Source organism: Arthrobacter sp. LjRoot14, from assembly GCF_964253905.1.
In the GTDB taxonomy this organism is placed as follows: Bacteria; Actinomycetota; Actinomycetes; order Actinomycetales; family Micrococcaceae; genus Arthrobacter.
In genome coordinates this window covers 2544985-2569825 of the sequence record NZ_CAXURL020000001.1, presented here as the reverse complement: position 1 = coordinate 2569825, position 24841 = coordinate 2544985, and the positions used below count along the sequence as shown (strand labels likewise).

Sequence of the window (24841 nt, the reverse complement as noted above, 5' to 3'; positions counted from 1 at the left end):
CCCGGCGCCGCTGCCGGGCCGTGGCTTTAGACTGCTCGCATGAACGGCGTCCCGCGGGCGGGTCGACGGCGGTCCGCAGCAGCCGCCGTCGTCGTGGCTGCCGTGATGGCGGGCGGCGCGGTGCAGGGCTGCACTCCCGAAACGCAGGCGCCGGAGCCGCTTACTGCCGAGCTCAACCAGTTCAGGGACACCTACGGCACGCAGGTCATCGAGATCCAGGTCAGCAATACCGGGTCCGTGCCGGTCAGCGTCCTCAGCGCCGAAGTCTCGACGCCCCTGTTCCCGGCGGGGACCGCATGGCAGGCGCCACCGGAGGGCACCGAGGTACCGCCGGGCCAGACCAAGAGCCTGCCTGCCAGGCTTCCGGCACCCGCCTGCGGGCACCCCGGGATTGATGAACCTCAGAGCGCTGAAGGGGCGCGGGCCGGGCCCGGCAGTTCGCCGGCGGAAGTAACGGTATCTGTCCGGCAGGGGTCCGCAACCGCACAGGAACGTCTTCCGGCCGCGGACCCGTTCGGCGTCCTGGCCCGGAACCATTCCGAGCTGTGCTTCGCGCAGGACGCCGGGCAGATTGCGGACATGGGCCTGGCCCCGGAACTGGAGGTTTCGGCGGACGGCCGTACCGCCGTCGTACGCCTTCGGGTCACCCCGCGCGCAGCCGGTGCCGGAGGATCGCGCACACTGACCATCGAACGGATCGAGGGGACCACGCTGCTGGCCGAAGCGCCGGAAAGCCCCTGGCCGCGCGGCATCACGGTTGCGGCCGGCACGGCTCCCCGGGAACTCAGCCTCCGTATCCGGCCCGCCCGCTGCGATCCGCATGCCGTCGCCGAGGACAAGGTGGGGACACTGCTGCCCCTGCGCGTCGACGCAGGCGGCCGGCAGGGTGTGCTCAAAGTTGCTGCCGGAGCCGTCCTGAAGGCCCGGATCTACGAATTCGCCACGGCGGCCTGCGCAGCGCACTAGGCTTTCCCCATGCTTCACGTAGCCAACCCCACGCCGTTCAGCACCGCCCGGATCAGGGAAACTGTCCAGGAAATGCTCTCCGCAGGCGTCCTTCCCGCCATCGTCCAGGCCGGCCATCCCGTGCTCCGGCAACAGGCAGCCCCGTACGAGGGCCAGCTGGATGGCGCTGAACTTGCAGCGCTGATAGCCCTGATGCGGGAGGTGATGCATGACGCACCTGGCGTCGGCTTGGCCGCGCCGCAGCTCGGCATTCCCCTGCAGCTTGCGGTCCTTGAGGACCAGTACGATGTCGACGCCGAGACTGCCGCCGTCCGGCACAGGTCACCGCTGGAGTTCTTTGCGGTCATCAATCCGTCGTACTCGCCGCTGGGGACCGGCACTGCGGCGTTTTACGAAGGATGCCTCTCGCTGCAGGGCCTGCAGGCCGTGGTCTCGCGGCACGAGGCGGTACGCCTGCATTTCACCGATCCCGGCGGAACCAGGCGGCAGCAGGACTTCTCCGGCTGGCAGGCGCGTATTGTGCAGCATGAGACGGACCACTTGCAGGGGATCCTCTATGTGGACAAGGCTGAGTTGCGCTCGCTCAGCAACAACGCCGAATACGGCGCCCGCTGGGCGCATCCTGACATCCACCTGGCCCGGCAGGAATTGGGGTTCCTGCCGGGCCAGGGTACCGGCCAGGGCAACTAGCTGTTGGCCGCCGTGGGCAGGTAACGGGACCACCAGCGCAGGATCTCCTCAAAGCGCTGTCTTCTGTGATGCGGGGTACCGGACCGGGAGAGCTCGTGGTTCTCCCCGGGGAATACGAGGAACGCGGCTTCCACACCCTGCTGCTTCAGCGCCGTGAAATAGCGCTGGCCCTGTTCCACAGGGCAGCGGAGGTCCTCTTCGCTGTGGACGACCAGCGAGGGCGTCCGCACATTGCGGACAGTGGCCATGGGGCTTTGGGCCGCCATCTGCTCCGCCGAGGTGCCGGTGTACTCGCCGCCGAAGAACCAGCCGATATCCGAGGAGCCGATGAAGCTGACCGGATCCAGGAATCCGCGCTCCACGATGGCCGCCTTAAAACGGTGGTCCTGGCTGATGGTCCACGCCGTAAGGTATCCGCCGTAGGAACCTCCCATGATCCCGAGCGCTCCGCCGTCGAGCTCCTGGAACTTTGCCAGGGCGCCGTCGAGGAAGGACAGCACGTCCTGCATGTCGACGGTTCCCATCTTTTGCTTGATGGCCCGCCCGTGGGCCTGGCCGTAGCCGGCCGAGCCCCGTGGATTGCACATGAGCACCGCATAGCCGGCCGCGGCGTACACCTGGGCCTCGTCAAACAGGGCCACGGTGTATTGCGAGAACGGCCCGCCGTGGATGTTCAGCAGGACGGGGTGCGGCCCTTTCCCGGGCGGCAGCACCAGCCAACCGTGGACCGGATAGCCGTCGGCAGCCTCGAACGTGACCTCCCGGGGCTCGATGATCTCTGCCTGACGGCGCAGTTCCGCCGAGAAATCTGTCAACAGCCTCAGCTGGCCGTCCTCAAGCGCTGCGACGTCCCCCGCTGTGGCGGGATCAGTGAAACTGACGAACACTGAGCCGGCGGCCGCAGCTGCGCCGGTGACAACCCGGTCACCATGAACCAGCAGTGAGTGGTTCCCCGTGGCTCCGAACTCCAGAAGCTCCACCGTGCCCTGCGCGTTGTTGAGCAATAGCACGGAATCCGGGCCGCGGAGCTCCAGCCCCGCGGCGGACGCTGCCAGGTCCATTGTTTCGACGTCGCTCAGTACGCTGGCGTCGCCGCCCCCGGCCGGCATCACATACAGGGCAGTGTTGCGTGCGACGAAGTCCTGGCCTGACTCGCCAAGGTCCTGGGCGGTGTAGAACAGCCACTTCCCGTTCCTGGACTGACGTGCCGCGCCGACCGTCTGGCGGCCGCTGTTGGCAGCGATGACGGGTTCCGGTTGTCCGCCGGAGACGGGGACCCGGTACACGCCGGATTCAAGGTCATGGTCGCTGCCCTCATGAAGCGAGGCAATGAAGTACACGGAGCGTCCGTCCGTGCTGAACGATTCTCCGCTGTGGTCAGTCGGGGCGAACGTGAGCTGACGGGCCGGCGGGAGCAGGGCGTCCGCGGTGTCGGCGTCAGGAGCCGGACCGGCTTCTTTTGCAGTACCTTCCGCAGCGGTCTTTTGCGCCCGCAGGGCGCGCCCTGCGGGCGCAACGGGCGGCTCGTCGTCCAGCTCGGGCACCTCCACAACGTAGAGCTGCAGCGGCTTGTCCGCCGTGTATCCCACGCCGTTCATCCTGTATTTGAAGTCCGTGATGAGCCGCGCGTCCTCGGCCCCGGCGGATACGCCGTCCAGAGTGCCGTACCGGCCGTCGTCGGGCGTCCTGGCGCCAAAGACAATGCTGCGCGAATCGGGCGACCAGGCGAAAGAGGAGACGCCGAGTTTGGTGCTTGTCAGGACCTGCGGTTCGCCGCCGGCAGCCTCCACGACATAAAGCTGCGGCTTCCCGTCTGCAGTAGCGCGCAGGAACGCCAGCACCAGTCCGTCCGGGGAAAATGCCGGTGCCGTGTCACGGAAGCCGCGGGTCAGCCGGCGGGGCAGCTTTTCAGGGTCCAGTGGCACAGTCCATAACTGGCCCACATAAGTGTCGGCGTCGAAATCAGGGCGGATGACGGAGACCACGGCCCGGCTGCCGTCCGGATGGACGGCCGGCGCGGAAACGGACTTCAGCAGGGGAAGATGTTCAGGTTTCACGTTTGTGAGCCTAACGGCTCGCGCATGGCCTGTGAAATGACTCACGTCGCGCCGGGACGGGCCCTGGGCGCGACCCGGGGCGGTCGGGAGGCGTGGATTGGCCGCCGCCGCGGCCCCTAGGATGGTGGCATGCTCCCCGACGCCGCCCGTTCCCTCCTGTGCCCCGTCTGCCGGAACGGCCTGACGCTGGGCGGCAACCGGCTGGCTTGCCCCGAGGGCCACAGCTTCGACGCCGCCAGGCAGGGTTACTTCAACCTGCTGGTGGGCAAGGGAACTGTCTTCGAAGCCGATACCGCCGCCATGGTGGCAGCCCGTTTCGACTTTCTTTCCAAAGGTCATTACCGGCCGCTCGCCGGGGCCGTCGCGGAGCTCGCAGCCCCGGTGCTGCAGGGACCGCACGCCGCGGTACTGGACGCCGGTACGGGAACCGGACATTACCTCAAGGAACTATTGACGGCTGCACCCGCGTCGGCCATCGGCCTGGACATTTCCAAATTCGCGCTGCGGCGTGCCGCCCGGATGAATCCCGGCGCCGCCAACCTGGTCTGCGATGTCTGGCAGCCGCTTCCGGTCGCGGACATGGCGGCGGACGTCGTTACGGTGGTCTTCGCGCCGAGGAACGCCCCGGAATTCGCCCGGGTGCTCCGTCCCGGCGGCCGGCTGATCGTGGTGACGCCGCGGTCCGGCCACCTCGCGGAAATAGCGGGACAAACGGGCATGCTCGGCATCGAACCGGCCAAGGAGGAGCGGCTGGCCGCTTCGCTCGGGGGACATTTTGCTCCGCACTCCGTCCGGGAGCTTGACCTCGAGCTTGGGCTTGAACCGGCCGACGTCGGCAACCTCGCCCTGATGGGACCCGCCGGCCACCACCTGGACCCTGCAGCGCTGGACACCATCACCGCCGCGCTGCCGCCGCTCACCAAGGTCTCGGCACGGTTCCGAATCAGCGTTTTTGAACCCCTGAACCGGCCGCCCGCATAACGACTTGACTACGTTCGCAACGTCCCCGGGAGCAGCCTCCTACGCCCCGTGGCTTCGGTCTAGGATGGAAGGACAGTTACTGAGGGCCTGCTTCCGCAGCTCCGGGGACGAAGGGGGAGCACATGTTTGAATGGCTTGGCGAGAACTGGTGGGCATTGTGGCTCACCGTATTCCTGGCGTTCGCAGTGGTGGAAATGCTGACGCTGGACCTCTTCTTCATCATGCTTGGCGGCGGAGCACTGGCCGGGCTGCTGGCTGATTTTGCCGGTGCCGACTTCTGGCTGCAGATCGTTGTTTTCTGCGTCGTTTCCCTACTGATGGTGGTCTTTGTCCGGCCTGTGGCGCTGAAGCACCTGAAGAAGGGCCCCGCGGAACAGCGGACTAACATTGACCGGCTGATCGGCGAATCCGCCCTCGTCATGGAGACCGTCAGCACATCCTCCGGCCTGGTCAAGATCGGCGGAGACGTCTGGAGCGCGCGTTCTGAGAACGGAGTCCTGAACGCCGGGCAACGTGTGGTGGTTTCCGCCATCGAAGGAGCCACCGCCGTCGTGGCGCCACAACCGGAAACGGCCGTTCAGTAGCAGCAGCACGAACACTTTTCCGGCAGCCGCCACCGGCGCCGGGCAGGCGGCAGAGCATCGCCGCAACACATAGCAAGGCACATAACTGGGGAATAGGTGATGTATGGATATCGCAGTCGCAATAGTGCTGCTGGTTCTCGTTGCGTTCGTAATAATAGTGCTGGTCCGGTCGGTGCGGATTGTCCCGCAGGCCCGGGCCGGCGTTGTGGAACGGCTCGGTAAGTACCAGCGGACACTGCTCCCCGGCCTCACCATCCTGATTCCCTTCGTCGACAGGCTCCTGCCGCTCCTGGACCTTCGCGAGCAGGTTGTCTCATTCCCCCCGCAGCCGGTCATCACCGAAGACAACCTCGTCGTTTCCATTGACACCGTGGTCTACTTCCAGGTGACTGACGCGAGGGCGGCCACGTACGAAATTGCGAATTACATCCAGGCGGTCGAACAGCTCACCACCACCACGCTCCGAAACGTCGTCGGCGGCCTCAACCTCGAAGAGGCGCTGACCTCCCGCGACCAGATCAACGGCCAGCTTCGCGGCGTCCTGGACGAGGCGACGGGCCGCTGGGGCATCCGAGTTTCCCGTGTGGAGCTGAAGGCTATCGATCCGCCCCACTCCATCCAGGACTCGATGGAGAAGCAGATGCGTGCCGAGCGTGACCGCCGCGCTGCCATCCTTACCGCCGAGGGCACCAAGCAGTCGGCCATCCTCACCGCGGAAGGCCAGCGCCAGTCCTCCATCCTCAAGGCCGAAGGTGACGCCAAGGCTGCCATTCTCCGCGCAGACGGCGAGGCCCAGGCCATCCAGAAGGTGTTCGACGCGATCCACAAGGGCAATCCCGACAACAAGCTCCTGGCTTATCAGTACCTGCAGACACTGCCCAAGCTGGCCGAAGGTTCCTCGAACAAGCTCTGGATCATCCCCAGCGAAGTCGGCGAAGCCCTGAAGGGCATCGGCAACGCGCTCGGCGGCACCAACCCGGATCCCCGCACCGGCGGTCTGTTCGACGCCGCCACTGGCGACGGAACGAACGCTGCCGCCGGGTCGCGCCCGGATGTTGCCGACCCCAACACTCCGAGCCAGCCGCTGTAGGCAGCCCCGTCAACCACCGGCCAGGGGAGGTATCCGCAGTGCGGGTGCCTCCCCTGGTTTTGTGCCGGAGGCCCCGCTTTACTCGCCAGCGCGGAAGCCGGTATAATAGTATATTTGTCCGGCTGGTTCAGGCCTGCTGGAACAACATAGCTTGGCAAAGCGTTGTATCTATTGGTGCAGTGCAGTGCAAACAGTAGTCCGAGGCGTGAGCTGCCCCGGCTAGCGCGGAGCCTGACTCCGCGAACCGACCAAAGGGAGAAATCATGAGCGATCGCAGCCTCCGGGGCATGCGTCTTGGCGCACAGAGCATGGAGACGGAATCCGGTGTTGAGCCGGCTCCGCGCCAGCGGGTTGAGTACCGTTGCGAGGACGGCGAGCAGGTCTTCGTTACCTTCTCCTCCGAAGCCGAGATTCCCCCGGTGTGGGTTTCGAAGACCGGCAAGGAAGCCTTGCTTGTCGACGGCGAACGCCCCATCAACAGCAATGAGAAGGCCGTCCGTACGCACTGGGACATGCTCCTTGAACGCCGCTCGCTGCCTGAGCTCGAGCAGATCCTCGAAGACCGCCTGACCATTCTGCGGGAACGCCGCGGCGAACGGCGCTCGGCTTAGGTCTGGCGCAGGCTAAACGCAGCATAAAGGGCCGGGCCCGTAGCCTCACGTGAGGCTACGGGCCCGGCCCTTTATCGACTGTGTCTGTCCGGCCGCCGCCGGCACCTTGCCACTCTAGGCTGCGGCGGAACCCCGGCCCGTAAGCTTCTGCCAGCGGGCAGTCAGTCCCCATTTGGTGACGTTGATCATGGCTTCCACCACAATGTTGCCGCTCATTTTGGAGGCCCCAAGTTCCCGCTCCACGAACGTGATGGGGCGTTCCACGATCTTCAGCCCCATCTTGGCCACACGCCAGGCGAGGTCCACCTGGAACCCGTAACCCACGGAGTCCACCTGGTCGAGGTTGAGCTTCTCAAGGGTGGTACGGCGGAAGGCGCGGTACCCGCCGGTGACATCCTTGATCTTGATGCCCAGCATAAGCCGCGCGTACGTGCTGCCGATCCGTGAGATCGCCTGCCTGTACAGCGGCCAGTTGACCACGCTGCCGCCCGGCACCCAGCGCGAACCCATGGCCAGGTCCGCGCCCTCCTCCACGGCGTCGAGGAGCTGCTGCAGCTGCTCGGGCTGGTGCGAACCGTCGGCGTCCATTTCCACAAGAATGTCGTACCCGGCCTCCAGGCCCCACTTGAAGCCTGCGATATAGGCGGCTCCCAGTCCGGCCTTGCCTTCACGGTGCAGGACGTGGACCTGGCTGTCCTCGGCAGCGATACCGTCTGCCAGCTGTCCAGTGCCGTCCGGGCTGTTGTCGTCCACCACCAGCACATCGGAAGCCGGGACGGCCGCACGCAGGCGCGCGAGTGTCTTGGGCAACGATTCCAGCTCGTTGTAGGTGGGGATGATGGTGAGGACACGCACAGCGAGGCCCTTTCCTTGATGGGAGCGGTCACGCGCCAGGAAGCTCTACAGGAGAGACGGCTTTAAGGCGCAAGTCACCATTATAGGTAGTTTGCGCATACCGGGCGCGTCACACGTGATCCCGCGGGCAGGTCCACACGCCTCGGGCCAGTTTCGGACGGATGCGACATGCCTCGGCGGAACTGTTTTCTGCTGCGAAGTGGACCTGCCCCTGGGACTACCACGCTTCGGCCTGCCTGCAGGTGCGGGTTAGGCATCTGCAGGACGGCCACGTGGCCAGACGGAGCCCCTCGACTTTGGAATCCGTCCGTTGCGACTCAATGCTACGGACCGTCCCGGGAGTGTCAACCCGCGTTTGACGTGCGGTTTTAGGTGTAACCGCAGGTCAGGAACATACGGCGCGCCGGTAGCTTTACGGTCTATGACTGCAGGGAGCCGTTTGTGAACAACTCGTGTCCGTCGCGGACGGTCTGCAGGCACACAGGATCGTTGCCGGTGTCCAACGCCGGGAGCAAGGGTGTGCGGGCCCGCGGATCGGTACTCCACGACTGCACGCGCCCGTCCGCGACCTGGACCATGAGTTCCTCCACTTCCCAGACCGCAAAGCTGGCGGGTGCGCCGGGAACCAGCTGGCCGGCCATTGGATTGCTGTACTTGGCGGCCCGCCAGCCTGCCCTTGTGTGGCCGAGGAACGCCGCGCGGGCTGAGATGCGCTGGTCCGGGTTGTTGTGCTCGAGGCAGGCGCGGACGCTGGCCCACGGGTTGAGCGGAGTGACGGGGCTGTCGCTGCCGAAGCAGATTGGTACTCCGGCCGCGTAGAAGGATGCGAAGGCGTTCATGCCGTGCTCCCGATGCCCCAGCCGTTCCTGGTACAGGCGTCCCGGCCCGCCCCAGGCAGCGTCGAATCCAGGCTGCACGCTGACGGTCACCGAGTACTTTGCGAGCCGGCCGATTGCCGCGGCATCGGCCATTTCCACATGCTCGAACCGGTGGCCTGCCGCCCTGACCCGCTGCTCACCCACGTCGGCTGCCGCCCGGTCCAGGGCGTCCAGTGCAGCGTCAAGGCCGGCGTCGCCAATGACGTGGAACCCGGCCTGAATGCCCAGCAGCGAGCATGCGGCCAGATGGGCTGCAGCTTCGTCAACGGACAGGTAAAGGCTGCCGCGCTCCCCCGGAGCATCGCTGTAGTCGTCCCTCAGGGCAGCTGTGCGGGACCCCAGGGACCCGTCAATGTTCAGGTCCCCCGCGAGGCCGCGCACACTGGCAGCAAGGCCTTCGATGATGCCGCGGGCCTCCTCCTCGGAGGCCGCCAGCTGGCCCCAGTACGGCAGTACTTCAGGCACCGCCTTCCGCGGACCGTCCGGGCTGTTCCATCCGGCCGCAATCCGCAGGTCCGCTGCGCTGCCGATATGCGGTGCCGCCATTTCGGCCACGGCCACGTACCCGTTTGCGGCGGCTTCGGCCAGGGCCCGCGACTGAAAGCCTTGCAGGCGGTCGTCCGGCAACTGGCGTGCTGCACGCCTGGCGGATGTGTGGGCCTGGCGTTTGACCTGGCTGCCGGCGGTGAAGCCGTCCAGGCCGGCCAGGCCAGCCGCATCGGCCAGGGAGGATGAGACCAGGGCTGAATGGGCGTCAACCCGCGACAGATACACGCGCCGGCCTCCCGCCGCTCGCTCCAGTTCCTCACGGCTGGGCAGCGCTTGATCGGCCCAGCCGCTTTCGTCCCAGCCATGGCCGAGGACTGTGGCACCGGCGTCGACTGACGTAGCTGCGACGGCGGAAGCTACGGCATCCAGGATTTCGGCCGCTGAACGCATGCCTCCGAGCTGAAGGGAGTCCAGGGCAATGCCCGTTTCGGTCAGGTGCACATGTGAATCAACAAAGCCGGGGGCCAGCAGAGCTCCCTGGAGGTCGATGATGTCCATGGACGCATCGGCGATCGACGTCGCCGCCTGTTCTGATCCGACCCAGGCCACCGTGTCACCGTCCACCAGCATCGCGGTGGCAAAGGGGTCGGCGGCGGTGTAGACGGAACCGTTGCGGTACAGCGTCACTTTGCGTTGTTCGGCCGGCTGGTCCGCCCGTGCGTCAGTCATGTTGTGTGGTGCTCCTAAGCAGCCTTGGAAGTTGTGGATGTGGTGGGTGCGGTGCGGGTGGCGTCAGACCACGGTGGAATAGGCGACCACGCCGCGGCGAACCAGGATGATCGCCTCCGAGCAGAGGCGTGAAAGCCGCGGATCCAGGCCCGGGATCTTCGCCAGCTGGTCCAACAGGTCAATAACCTGTTTGACCCACCGGACAAAGTCCCCCGCGGCCAGGTCGGTTCCGTTGAGGACTTCCTGGAGATGCTTGCCCTTGGCCCACTTAAAGATCGGCCAGACGAGCCCCAGTTCCGGCTCCCCCGTCAACGGAAGCTTGTTCTCTTCCTCGGCGTCTTCCAGCACGGACCATCCCCGGACGACGATGTCGACGGCGGTCTCCAGCGACACGCTGGGCATCCGGGGCCTGAGCCCGCGTTCCTCCCGCTTCGCCTGGTAAACCAGCACGCTTGCGAGGGCAGCAACTTCCGTGGCATCGAGGTCGCTGAATGCGCCTTGCCGCAGCGACTGGGATATGAGGAGGTCCTTCTCTCCGTAAATCCGGCGCAGTTTTTGGCCGTCGGCATTGATGGTTACTTTTCCGGAGCCGGAAGTTTCGAGGTAGCCGTAGCTGGAGAGAAGGTCGCAGACCCGGTCGAATGTCTTGGCGATGGTGTTGGTACGGCCCTGGATTTCCCGGACGAGTCCGTCCGTTTCGCGGCGGAGTTTCCACCACCGTTCCGACCACCGTGCGTGATCCTCGCGTTCACTGCAGCCGTGGCAGGGATGGGAACGCAATGCCAGGCGCAGATCGTTGATCCGCTTCTCCACGTCAGGCAGGGCCGAGGCACGGCCGAATTCAGTATTGCGGGCGTTTCCGGGCGCAGGCGGACGGTTTTCCCGGATCGCATTGCGGACCGACGATGCGAGGTCCTTGCGGGACTTGGGCACCTTCGCGTTGAACGACTTTGGTATCCGGACCCGGGTGACCGGCGTGATGGGCCCTTCAAGGTCCTGGAGGCCTATCCTCCGCAACTGGTTGTCCAACGTCAACACCGCGGGCCGCGGCTCGCGGGAGTTGTGGTCGGAGCCGAGCACAACAGCGTAGCCGGGCGCCCTGCCTGTAGGCACGTCCACAACATCGCCGGGCAGAAGCCTGCTCAGCGAGTCCTCAGCAATGGACTTGCGGGCCCGCGACGTGCTGCGGGAGGCGATATTTTCCGCGTCCGAAAGCTCACGCCGCAGCCGGGAGTATTCGGTGAAGTCACCCAGGTGGCAGGTCATGGACTTCTGGAAGCCGGCCAGGGATTCTTCCCTGCTCCGCACTTGCCTGGCCAGGCCCACTACTGAACGGTCCGCCTGGAACTGGGCAAAAGAGGATTCCAGGATTTCCCGGGCCCGCGGCCTGCCGAACTGCGCCAGGAGGTTGATGCTCATGTTGTACGTGGGCCGGAAGCTGGAGTTCAGCGGGTAGGTGCGGCGGGATGCGAGGCCCGCAACAGCTGTCGGGTCGGTGCCCGGCTGCCACAGCACCACGGCGTGGCCTTCGACGTCAATTCCGCGGCGTCCGGCCCGGCCGGTCAGCTGGGTGTATTCGCCGGCGGTGATTCCCACGTGGGCTTCACCGTTGAATTTGTCCAGTTTTTCCAACACCACCGACCGTGCCGGCATATTGACGCCCAGGGCCAGGGTTTCCGTGGCGAACACCGCCTTAACCAGGCCCTCGACGAACAGCTTCTCCACGACTTCCTTGAACGTGGGAAGCATCCCTGCGTGGTGGGCTGCGAGCCCGCGCAGGAGGCCGTCGCGCCAGCTCCAGAACCCGAGCACATCCAGATCATCCGACGGGATGTCCTGTGCAGCTTCATCAACACGGCTGGCGATGACCAGTTGTTCGCGCTCGGTGGTCAGCCACAGTCCGGCTGAGACGCACTGTGCCACTGCGGCGTCGCAGCCGGCGCGGGAGAAGATGAACGTGATGGAGGGCAACAGGTCCTGCCGGTCCAGGCTGGCGATAACCTGGGGCCGGCTGGCCTTGCGGACAGGGCTCTGCTGGCCGCCCTGGCCGTGGCGGTTATCGCCGCGCTGGTGTTGCTGGCGGCGCTGGCTGCGTCCGCCATGCCCGAAACGGGCCCGTGAATTCATCTGGCTCTCGGTGCGCGCCATCGCCAGCAGGTCCGGGTTCACTTCGAAGCCCCGCTCGAGGGCGGCGTTGGCCGTCATCGCCGTCGCGGCGGGATCCGATTCGCCTTCGGGGGCAATCTCATCAAACGTCGTCTCTCCGGCGAAGAGGTCCACGATTTCACGCCCCACCATGACGTGCTGCCAGAGCGGCACCGGCCGGTGCTCGGAAACAATGACGTCGGTGTGTCCGCGCACAGTGTCCAGCCACGCACCGAATTCCTCGGCATTGGAGACTGTTGCGCTCAGCGAGGCCACTTGGACTTCGCTGGGAAGGTGGATGATGACTTCCTCCCACACGGCGCCCCGGAACCGGTCAGCGAGGTAGTGAACCTCGTCCATGACCACAAAGCCGAGGTCGTCCAGGGTGTCCGAATCCGCGTAGAGCATGTTCCGCAGGACTTCGGTTGTCATGACGACAACCGGGGCGTCGCCGTTGATGCTGGTGTCGCCGGTGAGGAGCCCCACGTTCTCCGGGCCGTACTTCGCGGCCAGCTCCGAGTACTTCTGGTTGCTCAGTGCCTTGATCGGGGTGGTGTAGAAGGCTTTCAACCCCCGCTGGAGTGCCAGATAGATGGCGAACTCCCCCACGATGGTCTTTCCGGCCCCGGTGGGGGCCGCAACCAGGACTCCCCTTCCCTGCTGCAGGGACAGGCATGCTTGGCGCTGGAAATCGTCGAGTTCGAAATCCAGCGTCCGGACGAAGGCGCCGAGGTACGTTTTAGCTTCTGCGGTCCGTTCGGCACTGGCCCGATAGAGTTCAGACGGCGACTGTGGCCCGGATGTGGAGGACATACTTCCAGCCTAGTGGGCGCGGGACTACAGTTTCCCCAGTTCGGTACCGGGCGTTGCGACGTCGGCCGTCGCTTCAGTTTCGGCGGCGATCTTCGCGGCCTTCCGGTCCCGGCGCCGGTCATTGAAGATACACAGGCCGATGGCGGCGAAAAACAGTGCCAGCAGGGGGCCCGCGAGCAGGAACATGGACAGGGCATCTGCGCCCGGAGCAGCAACGGCGGCCAGCACAAAGACGAGGAACACCGTGATGCGCCAGGCCTTCAGGATGGTTTCACCCCTGATGATGCCGGCCATGTTGATACCCACCAGGACCACGGGGACAAGGAACGCGAGGCCAAGGAACAAGACCATGCGCGTGACGAAATCGACGTAGTCGCGGGCATCGATGAGGTTGGAGAACCCGGACGGCGTGAACTGGGTCAGTGCGCGCACCACCTGCGGTGTCACCATCCATCCAACCCACACGCCGGCAAGGAACAGTGGCACGGCTGCGGCCATGTAGCCGAGCGTGTAGTGCCGCTCCTTTTTGGTGAGGCCGGGGGTGATGAAGGCCCACAGCTGATAGATCCAGACGGGGCTGGAGATGACGGCGCCGATCAACAGTGAAAGCTGCAGTTTGAAGTCGAACGGCGACGCGATGCTGGAGAAATTCACCGAAGAAGTGCCGCCGGTGGTTTCGGCAATCCGATCCACCGGTTCCTTGAGGGCGCTCAATACCGGGTCGTAGAGGATCCAGCCGCCGATGCCGCCGATGACCAGGCCAATGGCCGACTTAATGAGCCGGTTCTTGAGCTCCTTAAGGTGATCCATCAGGGCCATCCGACCCTCGGGGTTGGATTTACGGCCCTTCGTCAGTGCCACTTCAGGTCAAACGCGGTTCGACGGCGGAACGTCGTTGCCGTCTGCGCTGCCGGTGCCGCTGCTGGAGTCACCGTTTTGCGGGCGGGACTGCGGATGGTTGACGATCTTGCCTTCGACCGGGTCCGTGCCGTCCTTGGCTTCGGGCTTGCCGTCGTTCTTCATTTCCTTGACCTCGGATTTGATAATCCGCATTGACTGGCCGAGGCTACGGGCCATGGCCGGAAGTTTGGGCGCGGCAAACAGCAACAGAGCCACGATGATAATAATGACGATGGGCCAAGGGCCATCAAAGAGTCGTCCCACTGGAAGTCCTTTCCTCGAAATACATCCTACGTCTAACCGAATTCGATGTCGCGCAGCGCCTGGGGTTGGCCACGGTCCGCTTTGCGCTGAACGCGCCGTTGACGGCGCTCTTCCCTGCGGGAGGATTTGGACGTGAGGTAATCATGTCTCATCTGCATCGGCGAGGCAAAAACCGCCGAACCCGGGCTGGCCTGCGGCCCCTGTCCGGGTTCCCACTCCGGTCCGGGCTGCCGGGACGGCTCGCCGAGGTTGGCCAAGGGCGCCCCGAACCGCTCGCCGGCAGCGCCAAGGTCCTTGACCGTCGCCATGAACTGCCTGAAGAGCCTGATTCCCAAGAGCACATAGAAGAGCAGGGAAACGGCTACGAGCGCTATCCAGATCAGGATCCAAGACCACCAAGGCATGCTGTGTAGTCTAGCCGCCGTAGCGGGCCAGGGCGGCGTCGATCCATTCCCCGGCAGCATCGGCCAGGTCCTGCGGTGCCAGAATGCGGACGGCGCCGCCATGCTGGGCTACGAACATGGGCAGCCACCCGGTGCTGCCGAACCTGATTTCGGCTATGAGCCCGCCATTAGGGAGCGGGGCAGTCCGTTCGGCGTAGTAGTCGTCGGCCAGTCCGATGCCCTGCGGTGCCAGTTCGACGATGACCAGAGCGTCGTCGTCGTTCGGGGTGAACAGCTTCACCGGGAAGCCGCCGGCGGGTTGTGCCGCCTCGGTGGCCCGCCGGCCGTTTGGCTCCAGGGCCTCGATGCGGTCCAGCCGGAAATTACGCAGGCCCCGTGCGCTGTGGCAATACGCCTCGAAGTACCACGTATTGTCCAGCGAGTAGAGCCGCAACGGGTCGACGTCCCGCTCCGACATGGAGTCGCGTTGCGCGGAAAAGTACTTGAGACGCAGCTGAAGGCCGTCCGTGATGGCCTGCCGGATCGTCGCAAGATGCGCGGAATTCCCCGGGCCCACCTCCGGGCCAGCGATGGACGCCGCCTTAAGGCCTTCCTCCCCTGCTGCCGCCATCAGTTTCACCGTGACAGACTCCAGCGCGCTTCCTTCGGCGAGCTCAGGCAGGCCGTTGAGGGCCTCCAGGCCGGTCAGCAGGGCGCAGGCCTCGTCCACGGTAAAGCGGACCGGACGGTTGAGGTCAAGGTCCTGCGTGATGTAAACATGGTCATCCTCCCATTGGATGTCCAGGAGATCGTCCGGGTATCCCTCGGGAAGGCCGGAACAGATCAGGATGCGCAGATCGTCTTCAAGCTCCTTCCGGGTTACTCCAAAACTGGAAGCAACCTCGCTGATATGCAGGCCCTGGTTGTGTACCAGGAACGGCACGAGCTGAAGCATCCGCTGGAGTTGGTCCTCGGACGTCCGTTTCCGCGGGCGCTTCGCCGGAGGGTTGTCCGGAAAGACGATCGCGGGTGCAGGAGATGCCGCGAAGTCTGCAGCGGCCTTCAGCCTCCTCCGGACCGCCGTTACCAGCTCGGGGGGCGCAACCACCGTGACGTTCGGCCCGTAGGATGCGAGTTCTTCACCCAGCACCTCAGCGTCCCGGAAGGGGACGCTGAGACGGTCCCAACCGCCGTCGGACGCCTCGACCGGTATCCCGGCGATGGGGGCTCCTGTCGCGCGCTTGCGCAGGCCGAGCACCTTGCCGGACGCCACGTCCACGATGGCGGACTGCACCGGCAGTTCGGGCAGTGAATCAAGTTCCTTCCGGACGTTGAAGCCCGGCGGGGGCGAATAGCGTTCCTTTTCCTGGACGGTCACCGCAGATGTGAAGCGGGACAGGCGGAAGAAACGCTTCGCCGCGCGGCCCCGGTCCAGGCCGACCAGGTACCACTGGCCAAAGCGGCTGCCCAGGCCCCAGGGCTCAACGGTCCTGAGTTCTTCGCGGCCGGTGCTGCCGGCCAGGTACCGGAACGTCACGGGATGCTGGGCATGCATGGCTGTGACCAGGTCCTCGAAGGCCTGGCCCGCGGGCCTGATCCGCGGCTGAACGCCTGCCGGCAGTTCGGCTTCAGCGAGGCCGCCTGCTGCCTGCAGTTTGCGCATGGCGTTCTGTGCTGCCGACCCCAGTGCGGCTTGCTCCCATAACTGCGCTGCGAGGATGAGCACGGTGCATTCGGCGGAGGTGAGGTTGACGTCAGGGAGCCGGTTGGACTCCTTGCCGATGCGGTAGCGCGTGGTGGCAGGATCGTCCGAACCCCAGCCCTGGTCCATGACCGTTTCGACGTCGAAGCCGAACTGGCGGAGGTCGCTCTTGTCCCGCTCGAACATCCGGCCGAAGGCCACCTCGCTGCTGGTGGTGTCACGGTAGACCTTTTCGCGCAATTCGCTGCGCCGCAGGCCGTAGCGGGTGTTGAGCAGCGCGATGAGCAGGTTCAGGAGGCGTTCTGTACGTAAGGCGGACACCTTGGCTACGTTACTAAAGCCGTCGCGGCTTAACGCCGGAAGCGCGGCAACAAACGGAAATTTCCTTCCGATTGTTACCGCGCTCCCTGCAGCGTGTCCGGCAGGCGCCGGGTTGGGATCCGCTTAGCGGACTCCGACGAGGTCCACAACGAAGATGAGTGCTTCGTTGGGGGCGATCGCTCCGCCGGCACCGCGGGAACCGTACGCGAGTTCGGAGGGGATCTCCAGGCGGCGGCGGCCGCCGACCTTCATGCCCAGCAGGCCCTGGTCCCAGCCCTGGATGACCTGGCCGACGCCAACGCGGAAGTCCAGCGGAGCACCGCGGCCCCAGGAGGCGTCAAATTCTTCGCCTGTGGACCAGGCGACTCCGACATAGTGGGTGGACACAGTGTCGCCCGGCTTGGCCTCGGCTCCGTCACCCTCGATGAGGTCAGTGATGACCAGTTCGGTGGGTACATCGCCCTCGGGGAAGTCAATTTCCGGCTTCTGGCGGTCGAAATTGCGCTGTCCAAATGACATGTTTGCTCCTTTGTTGGTTGGGTTGGCTTACTTGACGCCGAGAATATCGACGACGAACACCAGGTCGCCCTTGGCCTCGCCTTGTCCCGCATCACCGTAGGCAAGATCCTTCGGGATGACCAGGAGGACGCGCGAGCCCACGGTCTTGCCGGCAAGGCCCTGCGTCCAGCCCTTGATGACGCCGGTGAGCGGGAAGCTGGCCTTTTCGCCGCGGTCGAAGCTGGAATCAAACTTCGTTCCGCCGTTCAGGGTGACTCCGACATAGTTCACTGTCAGGGTGTCGGTTTCCTTGACCGCGGGGCCAGTGCCCTTGATCAGGTCCTGGGAGACGAGTGCCGCAGGCGCCTTGACGCCCTCAACAGAGATCTCCGGGATGCCCTTGTCGTTTTCCTTGACGGTGGGAAGCCCGGCGGGAGGCGTGACCGTCTCACCGTCAGGCTTGTCGAGCACCTTCGGGGCGTCCTTGGCGGAGAGGACCTTGACCACGAGCAATTGCGTGGGGCCGGCCTCGGCACCCTCCTTGGCGGCCTGGCCCGGGACGGCGAGGGCCAGCTGAGAGCCAATCTTGGCGCCCACAAACGCGTTGTAGATCACGGCGTTACCGGTCTTGAGGGCATCGTTCAATTCGAGGGGCTCCGGGTCCTTGGCAAAGGTGTCTTCAAGGGTGGAGCCGTCCTTGCCGCTGACGGCGAGGATGGAGATGTCAGCGATCTGGTTGGCTTTGAGGCGTTCTCCGTCGCCCTCAGTGACCACCTTAACGGTGGGTTCCTTCACGTCCAGGGGCTTGTCGAATTCGACTCCGGGTGCCTTCTTGTCCCCGTTGTCCGTAAGCTTCAGGGAGTCGAGCTTGGCGGTCTCGCCAGCAGACTGACTGGTGGGTTCCGGGGCTGCGGGCGTTCCGCCGCAGGCGGTTATCAGCAGCAGTCCGGGAATGAGAATTGCTAGTAGTCGGCGCACGTAAGAACTTTCGTCGGGGCAAGATGGATGCGTTGCCGCAAGTGGAGCCCGCGGCAACGCAGTCGGGGCCGGTTAAACGGCCCCATCCAGAATAGCCCCTGAAGCTGGGTGTCAGCCCATAGAGTCCAAGAGGGCATCCACGCGCTCGTCCACGTTGCGGAACGGATCCTTGCACAGGATCGTCTGGTGGGCCCGGTCGTTGAGCTTCAGGTGTACCCAGTCAACCGTATAGTCCCGGCCCAGTTCCTGGGCGCGGCGGACAAAGTCGCCGCGGAGCTTTGCCCGGGTTGTCTGCGGCGGCGCATCAACAGCGTCCTTGACTGCAGTGTCGTCCACCACACGGCGGACAGCACCGCGGGACTGCAGCAGGTAATAGAGCCCGCGGGTCCGCGAAATGTCGTGGTAGGTGAGGTCCAGCTGGGCGATCCTGGGCGCGTCCAGCCCGAGTCCGTGCCGTTTCCGGTAGCTGTCCATCAGCTTCTTCTTGATGGCCCAGTCGATCTCAGTGTCAATCGTGCTGGTGTCTCCGCTTTCAATGGCTGTCAGCGTCCGTTCCCAGAGGTCCAGGATGAGGGGCACATGCTGGTTGTGGGCACCGTTTTCGGCGACAAAGGACGTAACTTTGTTCAGGTACTCGCGCTGGATCTCCAGGGCGGTCAGCTGACGGCCGTTCGCCAGGCGGATGAGCGCCCTTCCACTGAGGTCGTGGGAGATCTCACGGATGCTGCGGATCGGATTCTCCATCCGCATGTCCCGCATGATCACTCCGGCCTCGATCATCCGGAGGATCAGGTCCACGGTGCCGACCTTCATCAGGGCCGTGGTTTCGGACATGTTGGAGTCGCCCACGATGACGTGGAGGCGGCGGTAGAACTCCGCGTCGGCGTGGGGTTCGTCCCGGGTGTTGATGATGGGACGGGACCGGGTGGTGGCGGAGGACACGCCTTCCCATATGTGGTCCGCGCGCTGGGAAAAGGCGAAAGTGGCGCCATGCGGGGTCTTCAGGATCTTGCCGGCACCGGCGATGAGCTGGCGTGTAACCAGGAAGGGAATGAGGATCTCGGCGAGCCTCGAGAATTCACCACGGCGTGGAATGAGGTAATTTTCGTGGCTGCCGTAGGAATTGCCCGCGGAGTCGGTGTTGTTCTTGAAAAGGTAGACGGTGCCGTTGAATCCCTCGGCGGCCAGCCTCTCCTGGGCCTCGTCCACGAGGTCGTCCAGAATCAGTTCTCCCGCACGGTCATGGGCGATCAGCTGTCCCAGGTCGTCGCATTCGGCGGTTGCGTACTCGGGGTGGGAGCCCACGTCCAGGTACAGGCGTGAGCCGTTCGTCAGGAACACATTGGAGGAACGGCCCCAGCTGACCACCTTGCGGAAGAGGTAGCGTGCCACTTCCTCCGGTGCGAGCGGACGCGAGTCCGGGCTCGAGTACGAGATGCCGAATTCGGTCTCAATGCCGAAAATGCGCTTGTCCATTTCAGTTCTCCTTAGACAGCAGGGCGGCGATTTCGTCGTCGCCGAGGCGCCGGAAGGCCCGCCGGGATCCCCGGGTGCTCTCCGAAGCGCGGTCCAGTACTGCAACTTCCAGGGCTGACGCCGGTAGTTCGCCGGCTTCCTTGTCGGTGACGAGCCCTTTCATTGCGAGCCTGATGGCACCGGCGAAGTTCAGCTCCTGCTGCCAACCGCCCTCCACCGTTTCGGCCACTTTGTCGGCCTGGCCGCCCATCACGATGAAGCGCTTCTCATCAGCGATCGAACCGTCGAACGTCAGCCTGTACAGATGGTCGTCCGACTGGTTCCCTCCGACCTCCGCTACTGCAAGCTCAACTTCAAACGGTTTCTGCTCGGCCGTGAACACCGCACCCAGGCTTTGCGCATAGACGCTGGCCAGGCCCCTGGCTGTGACGTCCTCCCGGTCATAGGAATAGCCGCGGACGTCCGCGTACCGCACTCCCGCCTGGCGGAGGCTTTCAAACTCGTTGTATTTTCCGACGGCGGCGAAGGCGATCTTGTCGTAGATCTCACCGATTTTGTGCAGGGACGGGGAGGGATTTTCCGCGACGAGTGCAATCCCCTCCTCGCAGCTGATGACCACGACTGAGCGGCCGCGGGCGATACCCTTCCGTGCGAAGTCCGCACGGTCCTTCATCAGCTGTTCGGGTGACACATAAAACTGTTGAGTCATCTCAGGCCTCCCGCCGTGCTGTGGTCCGGGCCTCGATGATGGCGCCGGCTACGGATGCGAGGTCGTGGTCGGGTATGCGCCTGGCACCCGAACGTTCAACGGTGTAGACAACCGGCCACAACTGCCGGACGGGGTCCGGTCCGCCGGTTGCCGAGTCGTCGTCCGCCGCGTCGTAAAGGGATTCAACGGCCACGGCCACGGCCTCTTCGGCCGTCAGCCCCGGCCGCCAGAGTTTCTTGAGCGCACCGCGGGCAAACACGGAACCGGAACCCACGGCATGGTGTTCCTTCTCCTCGTACCGTCCGCCGGTGACGTCGTAAGAAAACAGGCGGCCGATGCCGACGGGCAGGTCGAACCCGGCGAACAACGGCACTACGGCCAGCCCCTGCATGGCCATGGGCAGGTTTCCGCGGATCATGGCACCGAGCCGGTTGGCTTTGCCCTCCAGGCTCAGCAGGGTTCCCTCGATTTTTTCGTAGTGTTCCAGTTCCACCTGGAACAGCCGCGTGAGATCTATCGCGATGCCCGCAGTGCCGGCAATTCCCAGCACCGAATAGCTGTCGGCAGGAAACACTTTTTCGATGTGCCTGCTGGCGATGACGTTCCCCATCGTGGCGCGGCGGTCTCCGGCCATCAGGACTCCCCCGCCATAGGTCAGCGAAACGATGGTGGTGGCATGCGGCACCTGCAGCGGCTGTGATCCGGCGCCGGTCAGCGCTGCCGGGAAGGGCTGATTGTAGGGAAGCAGGCCGGGCCTGTTGCGTTGGAGGTGTTCAGTGAATGATGACGTGGCGTTGGCAGCTACCTGGTTGGCTGTGGTGTCCTGCACTGATGCACTCCTTCAACGTGGTGGATCAACGTCTCTTCGGGCGTCCGGCCTGCCGTCCCTCCGTTCAGGCGATGGCAGCCTGGGCCCCTATTGGCCGCCCTTTTGAACGAAGGCACGGACGAATTCTTCGGCGTTCGATTCGAGGACGCCGTCGATTTCGTCCAGGAGGTCGTCCACGCCCTGGGTGGCTGCCGATGCCTGGGCTTCTCCGGATGCGGGCGGTGTTGCGGGGGCGTCGTCGTCGAATTCGTTTTCCCGTGACTGCGGCTGCTGCTGCTCCTGGCCTGCCATTTCCTTCTCCTTCTATCCGTCCCCGATGAGAGGGGACATCCTGTAAGCCCATATTGCCACGCCTTAAGCCATGGTGGGGTGCTTTATGCCGGTGGCGGAGGCGGAGTTTGTCCGAGCAGTTCGGCCAGGAAAGATCCGGTGTCCTTGTGCCTCGCAAACAGGCCTCCGGTGAGGGCTTCCGTTCCCCGCAAAGGCTCGCGGGTGGGCACTCGTTGGAGCCGTCCGTGGCCCGGAACATCGAAGATGACTGAGTCCCAACTGGCGCCAACCACGTCCTTGCTGAAGCTGCTGACGCAACGGCCGCGGAAGTAGGCGCGCGTGTCCGACGGCGGTTCCGTCACCGCTCGGGCGATGGTTTCGTCGTCGACGATCCGGTCCATCCGGCCCCGTGCAAGCATCCGGTGGTAAAGCCCCTTTTCGGGCCTGACGTCTGCCCACTGAAGGTCCACTAGGCCCAGCCGGGCGTCGTTCCACTCCAGTCCGTCCCGCTGACGGTAGCCCTCCAGCAGGGACAGCTTGGCCAGCCACTCCACGGACGAGGCAGCAGCAGTCCGGTCACTGTCGAGATCCGTCAGCGTCGCGGCCCAGCGTTCCAGGAGGGCGTAGGTATGCCCGTCGCCGTCCACGGCGTCACCCACCCCGGTGTCCTGGGCGAGCTTGGCTGCGGCTTCGTGGTACATCCACTGCAGGTCCAAAGCCGTGACGCGGCGGCCATCCAGAAGCCTGAGGGGTGCGGTCAGAGAGGTGTCGTGGCTGACGGTCTGGAGGGCCGCCACCGGCTCGTGGACCTCAACGCGGGGAGCAAGGCCGGCCTCGATCAGGCTGAGCACCATGGCCGTGGTGCCGAACTTGAGGTAGTTGGCGGCCTGGCTGAGGTTCGCGTCGCCGATGATCACATGCAGCCGGCGGTATTTGTCCGCCGTGGCGTGCGGCTCGTCCCGTGTGTTGATGATCGGCCGGCGGATGGTGGTCTCCAGACCAACCTCAGCCTCGAAGAAATCCGCCCGCTGGCTGATCTGGTAGCCCGGCCGGGAGCTGTCCTGTCCGAGGCCCACGCGGCCGGCACCGCACATGATCTGACGCGTGATGAAGAACGGCGTCAGCCCCCGGACGATGTCGCCAAAGGGCACCGCCCGCGGCATGAGGTAGTTCTCGTGGGAGCCGTAGGACACCGACTTGTTGTCCGTGTTGTTCTTGTAGAGGTTCACCGGCGGAAGCTGCGGATCGGCGGCCATTCGGCGCACCGCCGAAAGTGCCACCATGTCTCCCGCGGCGTCCCAGGCGACCGCGTCCAGCGGATTCGTCACCTCCGGGCTCGAATATTCCGGATGAGCATGGTCCACGTACAGGCGCGCACCGTTGCCCAACACCATGTTCATCAGCAGCGAGCCGGTTTCGTCTTCGCCGTCCTGCTCCAGTTCCTCGCGTCCGTAGGCCAGCGCCACAGCTTCGGCATCGAGGACCGGGGGCTGGTCCGTCAGTTGGCTGGGGTCGGCCTGGTTGCGTTCCAGCGTCCACCCCCGGGCGTCATGCAGCGGTTCCTCGTCCGTGTAGTCCCACCGTGTTTCCGCCCCGCCGGCGGCGCGCTGGCGGGTCAGCTGGGCATAGGCCTGGATGACGCGGGCGGACATCATCGTGGCGTTGGCGCCCGGCGCCGACGGAGCGTGGATGCCGTATTCGGTTTCTGATCCCATCACCCGCATGGCCCCGCCGGCCGGGAGCGGGGCGCCGGGAACCCCGGCGCTGCGCGGCGTCACAGGTACTGGCCCGTGTTGGGCATTGTCTCGATGGATTTCCCGGGTTCCTGTCCTGCCTTGCCCTGGACGATCGTGCGGATATAGGTGATGCGTTCACCCTTCTTGCCGGAGATCCGCGCCCAGTCATCCGGGTTGGTGGTGTTGGGCATATCCTCGTGCTCGCGGAATTCGTCGACGACGGCGCGCAGCAGGTGGTCGATGCGAATGCCCTTTTGTTGGGAGGTCAGCAGGTCCTTGATGGCGTACTTCTTGGCACGGTCAACCACGTTCTGCACCACGGCGCCGGAGTTGAAGTCTTTGAAGTACAGCATCTCGGTATCGCCGTTGGCGTATGTCACCTCAAGGTACTCGTTGGATTTCTCGGTGGAGTACATTGCTTCAACGGTGCGCTGGATCATGGCGTCGACGGTCGCCTGGACGTCGCCACCGTGTTCGGCGAGGTCGGACTCGTGGAAGGGCAGGTCGGTGGTGATGTACTTGTAGAAGATGTCGGCGGCGGCTTCCGCATCCGGCCGCTGGATCTTGACCTTGACGTCCAGCCGGCCCGGGCGCAGGATGGCCGGGTCGATCATGTCCTCGCGGTTGGACGCGCCGATGACAATCACGTTGTCCAGGCGTTCGACGCCGTCGATCTCGCTTAGTAGCTGGGGCACGATGGTCGTTTCGACGTCCGAGGAGATGCCGGTGCCGCGGGTGCGGAACAACGAGTCCATCTCGTCGAAGAACACAACAACGGGGCTGCCGTCCGAGGCCTTCTCCCGTGCCCGCGAGAAGATCAGGCGGATGTGCCGCTCGGTTTCGCCGACGTACTTGTCCAGGAGCTCCGGGCCCTTGATGTTAAGGAAGTAGCTCTTCAGGTCCACGTTCCCGGTGCGCTCGGCGGCCCGGGCGGCAAGCGAATTGGCCACGGCCTTGGCGATCAGCGTCTTGCCGCATCCCGGCGGGCCGTAGAGGAGGATTCCCTTGGGAGCCTTCAGACCGTGCTCGCGGTACAGGTCCGGGTGCAGGAACGGCAGCTCGACGGCATCCCGGATCTGTTCGATCTGCGGGCCCAGGCCGCCGATGTCCTCGTACGTGATGTCCGGAACCTCTTCGAGCACAAGGTTTTCCACCTCCGAGCGCGGAACCTTCTCGAGGGCATACCCCGTCCGCGAGTCGATGGAGAGGGCGTCGCCCACGCGGAGCTTTTCCGACATCAGCGCCCCGGAAAGGCGGATGACCCGTTCCTCGTCAGCGCGTCCCACAACAAGGGCACGATCGGTCCCCAGCATCTCCTTGAGCGTGACCAGTTCCCCGGCGCGTTCATAGCCGAGTCCGGCCACCACCAGCAGTGCTTCGTTGAGGAGGACTTCCTGCCCCACGGCGAGCTGGTTCATGTTTACCAGCGGGCTCACCCCGACGCGCATTTTGCGGCCGGCGTTGAAGATGTCCACTGATTCTTCCGTGGCTGCCTGGCCGCTGTTGCCGGCCGTGGGCTGCCGTTTGGGGTTCAGCTGCAGAATGGTCCCAAAGCTGTAGGGCGGCTGGCCTTCCTGGTCCAGGGCGTTCTTGAGGCGCAGGATTTCCGCTTTCGCGGTTTCCAGCATGCCCACCAGTTTTGAGTTGTTCTGTGTCGCGGCGGCAAGCTGGCGGTCTATGTGCCGCAGTTTGTCCCGGAGGATGTTCACCTGACGGTCCGCAACTGAGAGTTCGTTGGCCACGTAGCGGGCGTTCTCAGGGTCCACTGCCCCTGCGGCCTCGTCCGGTGTCCGTGAGGAGTCGTTGTTCGGAGTCTCCATCATGCATCAGCCCCTTCCTGCGCTTCTATTAAGACCTTAGCCCCAAGAAGCCGGGTACTGCTGGAGA

General features: G+C 64.9%; 22 protein-coding genes. 6 read left to right on the top strand and 16 right to left on the bottom strand.

Annotated elements, in window-relative coordinates:
• Positions 1-39: 39 nt before the first annotated feature.
• Positions 40-966, top strand: coding sequence for a hypothetical protein (locus tag ACSQ12_RS11470; RefSeq protein WP_436065483.1), 927 nt, complete (start codon positions 40-42; stop codon positions 964-966).
• A gap of 9 nt (positions 967-975) precedes the next feature.
• Positions 976-1656, top strand: a complete 681-nt coding sequence (locus ACSQ12_RS11465; protein ID WP_209744598.1) for a peptide deformylase — start codon at positions 976-978, stop codon at positions 1654-1656.
• Here the strand turns inward: ACSQ12_RS11465 and ACSQ12_RS11460 are convergent.
• Positions 1653-3713, bottom strand: coding sequence for a S9 family peptidase (locus tag ACSQ12_RS11460; RefSeq protein ID WP_436065482.1), 2061 nt, complete (start codon positions 3711-3713; stop codon positions 1653-1655). The two genes, ACSQ12_RS11465 and ACSQ12_RS11460, sit on opposite strands and share 4 nt — an antisense overlap.
• Positions 3714-3842: 129 nt before the next feature.
• On the opposite strand from ACSQ12_RS11460, the gene ACSQ12_RS11455 reads away from it, so the two are divergent.
• The 4 genes from ACSQ12_RS11455 (at position 3843) to ACSQ12_RS11440 (ending at position 6979) form a co-directional block, all read left to right on the top strand.
• A complete protein-coding gene (locus ACSQ12_RS11455; protein WP_436065481.1) occupies positions 3843-4694 on the top strand; it encodes a putative RNA methyltransferase in 852 nt (283 codons plus the stop codon).
• A 122-nt stretch (positions 4695-4816) separates the two neighbouring features.
• Entirely contained in the window at positions 4817-5278 is a 462-nt protein-coding gene (locus ACSQ12_RS11450) for an NfeD family protein (RefSeq protein WP_011692036.1), read from the top strand.
• A 103-nt stretch (positions 5279-5381) separates the two neighbouring features.
• Positions 5382-6368 (top strand): SPFH domain-containing protein, encoded by a 987-nt coding sequence (locus ACSQ12_RS11445; protein ID WP_209744604.1) that lies wholly within the window; start codon positions 5382-5384, stop codon positions 6366-6368.
• Positions 6369-6631: 263 nt separating this feature from the next.
• Positions 6632-6979 (top strand): RNA polymerase-binding protein RbpA, encoded by a 348-nt coding sequence (locus ACSQ12_RS11440; protein ID WP_011692034.1) that lies wholly within the window; start codon positions 6632-6634, stop codon positions 6977-6979.
• A 114-nt stretch (positions 6980-7093) separates the two neighbouring features.
• Here ACSQ12_RS11440 and ACSQ12_RS11435 read toward each other — a convergent pair whose 3' ends face one another.
• From ACSQ12_RS11435 to arc, 15 genes are all read right to left on the bottom strand, one after another.
• A complete protein-coding gene (locus ACSQ12_RS11435; RefSeq protein ID WP_209744606.1) occupies positions 7094-7834 on the bottom strand; it encodes a polyprenol monophosphomannose synthase in 741 nt (246 codons plus the stop codon).
• A gap of 419 nt (positions 7835-8253) precedes the next feature.
• Entirely contained in the window at positions 8254-9930 is a 1677-nt protein-coding gene (locus ACSQ12_RS11430) for an amidohydrolase (RefSeq protein ID WP_436065480.1), read from the bottom strand.
• Between the two features lie 63 nt (positions 9931-9993).
• Positions 9994-12888 carry a DEAD/DEAH box helicase gene (locus tag ACSQ12_RS11425; RefSeq protein ID WP_436065479.1) on the bottom strand — a complete coding sequence of 965 codons (2895 nt, stop codon included), beginning with the start codon at positions 12886-12888 and terminating at the stop codon, positions 9994-9996.
• 24 nt (positions 12889-12912) lie between these two features.
• Positions 12913-13707 carry a twin-arginine translocase subunit TatC gene (gene tatC, locus ACSQ12_RS11420; RefSeq protein ID WP_209748369.1) on the bottom strand — a complete coding sequence of 265 codons (795 nt, stop codon included), beginning with the start codon at positions 13705-13707 and terminating at the stop codon, positions 12913-12915.
• A gap of 48 nt (positions 13708-13755) precedes the next feature.
• Positions 13756-14052 (bottom strand): Sec-independent protein translocase subunit TatA, encoded by a 297-nt coding sequence (gene tatA, locus ACSQ12_RS11415; RefSeq protein ID WP_209744613.1) that lies wholly within the window; start codon positions 14050-14052, stop codon positions 13756-13758.
• Positions 14053-14084: 32 nt separating this feature from the next.
• The gene (locus ACSQ12_RS11410) at positions 14085-14456 is read right to left on the bottom strand and encodes a hypothetical protein (RefSeq protein ID WP_436065478.1); all 372 of its coding nucleotides are present in this window, start codon (positions 14454-14456) and stop codon (positions 14085-14087) included.
• A 10-nt stretch (positions 14457-14466) separates the two neighbouring features.
• Positions 14467-16458 (bottom strand): helix-turn-helix transcriptional regulator, encoded by a 1992-nt coding sequence (locus ACSQ12_RS11405; RefSeq protein WP_436065477.1) that lies wholly within the window; start codon positions 16456-16458, stop codon positions 14467-14469.
• Positions 16459-16581: 123 nt separating this feature from the next.
• Positions 16582-16977 (bottom strand): FKBP-type peptidyl-prolyl cis-trans isomerase, encoded by a 396-nt coding sequence (locus ACSQ12_RS11400; RefSeq protein WP_011692026.1) that lies wholly within the window; start codon positions 16975-16977, stop codon positions 16582-16584.
• A 27-nt stretch (positions 16978-17004) separates the two neighbouring features.
• Positions 17005-17934 (bottom strand): FKBP-type peptidyl-prolyl cis-trans isomerase, encoded by a 930-nt coding sequence (locus tag ACSQ12_RS11395; RefSeq protein WP_436065476.1) that lies wholly within the window; start codon positions 17932-17934, stop codon positions 17005-17007.
• Between the two features lie 111 nt (positions 17935-18045).
• Positions 18046-19410 (bottom strand): Pup--protein ligase, encoded by a 1365-nt coding sequence (pafA, locus tag ACSQ12_RS11390; RefSeq protein ID WP_011692024.1) that lies wholly within the window; start codon positions 19408-19410, stop codon positions 18046-18048.
• A 1-nt stretch (position 19411) separates the two neighbouring features.
• Positions 19412-20119 (bottom strand): proteasome subunit alpha, encoded by a 708-nt coding sequence (prcA, locus tag ACSQ12_RS11385; protein ID WP_011692023.1) that lies wholly within the window; start codon positions 20117-20119, stop codon positions 19412-19414.
• Position 20120: 1 nt separating this feature from the next.
• Positions 20121-20948: a proteasome subunit beta gene (prcB, locus tag ACSQ12_RS11380; RefSeq protein ID WP_011692022.1), complete on the bottom strand. Its 828-nt coding sequence runs from the start codon at positions 20946-20948 to the stop codon at positions 20121-20123.
• An 87-nt stretch (positions 20949-21035) separates the two neighbouring features.
• Entirely contained in the window at positions 21036-21239 is a 204-nt protein-coding gene (locus ACSQ12_RS11375; RefSeq protein WP_209744630.1) for a ubiquitin-like protein Pup, read from the bottom strand.
• Positions 21240-21322: 83 nt separating this feature from the next.
• The gene (gene dop / locus ACSQ12_RS11370; protein WP_436066989.1) at positions 21323-22942 is read right to left on the bottom strand and encodes a depupylase/deamidase Dop; all 1620 of its coding nucleotides are present in this window, start codon (positions 22940-22942) and stop codon (positions 21323-21325) included.
• Between the two features lie 50 nt (positions 22943-22992).
• Complete coding sequence (gene arc / locus ACSQ12_RS11365) at positions 22993-24774, bottom strand: proteasome ATPase (protein ID WP_209748373.1); 1782 nt, start codon at positions 24772-24774, stop codon at positions 22993-22995.
• Positions 24775-24841 lie beyond the last annotated feature (67 nt).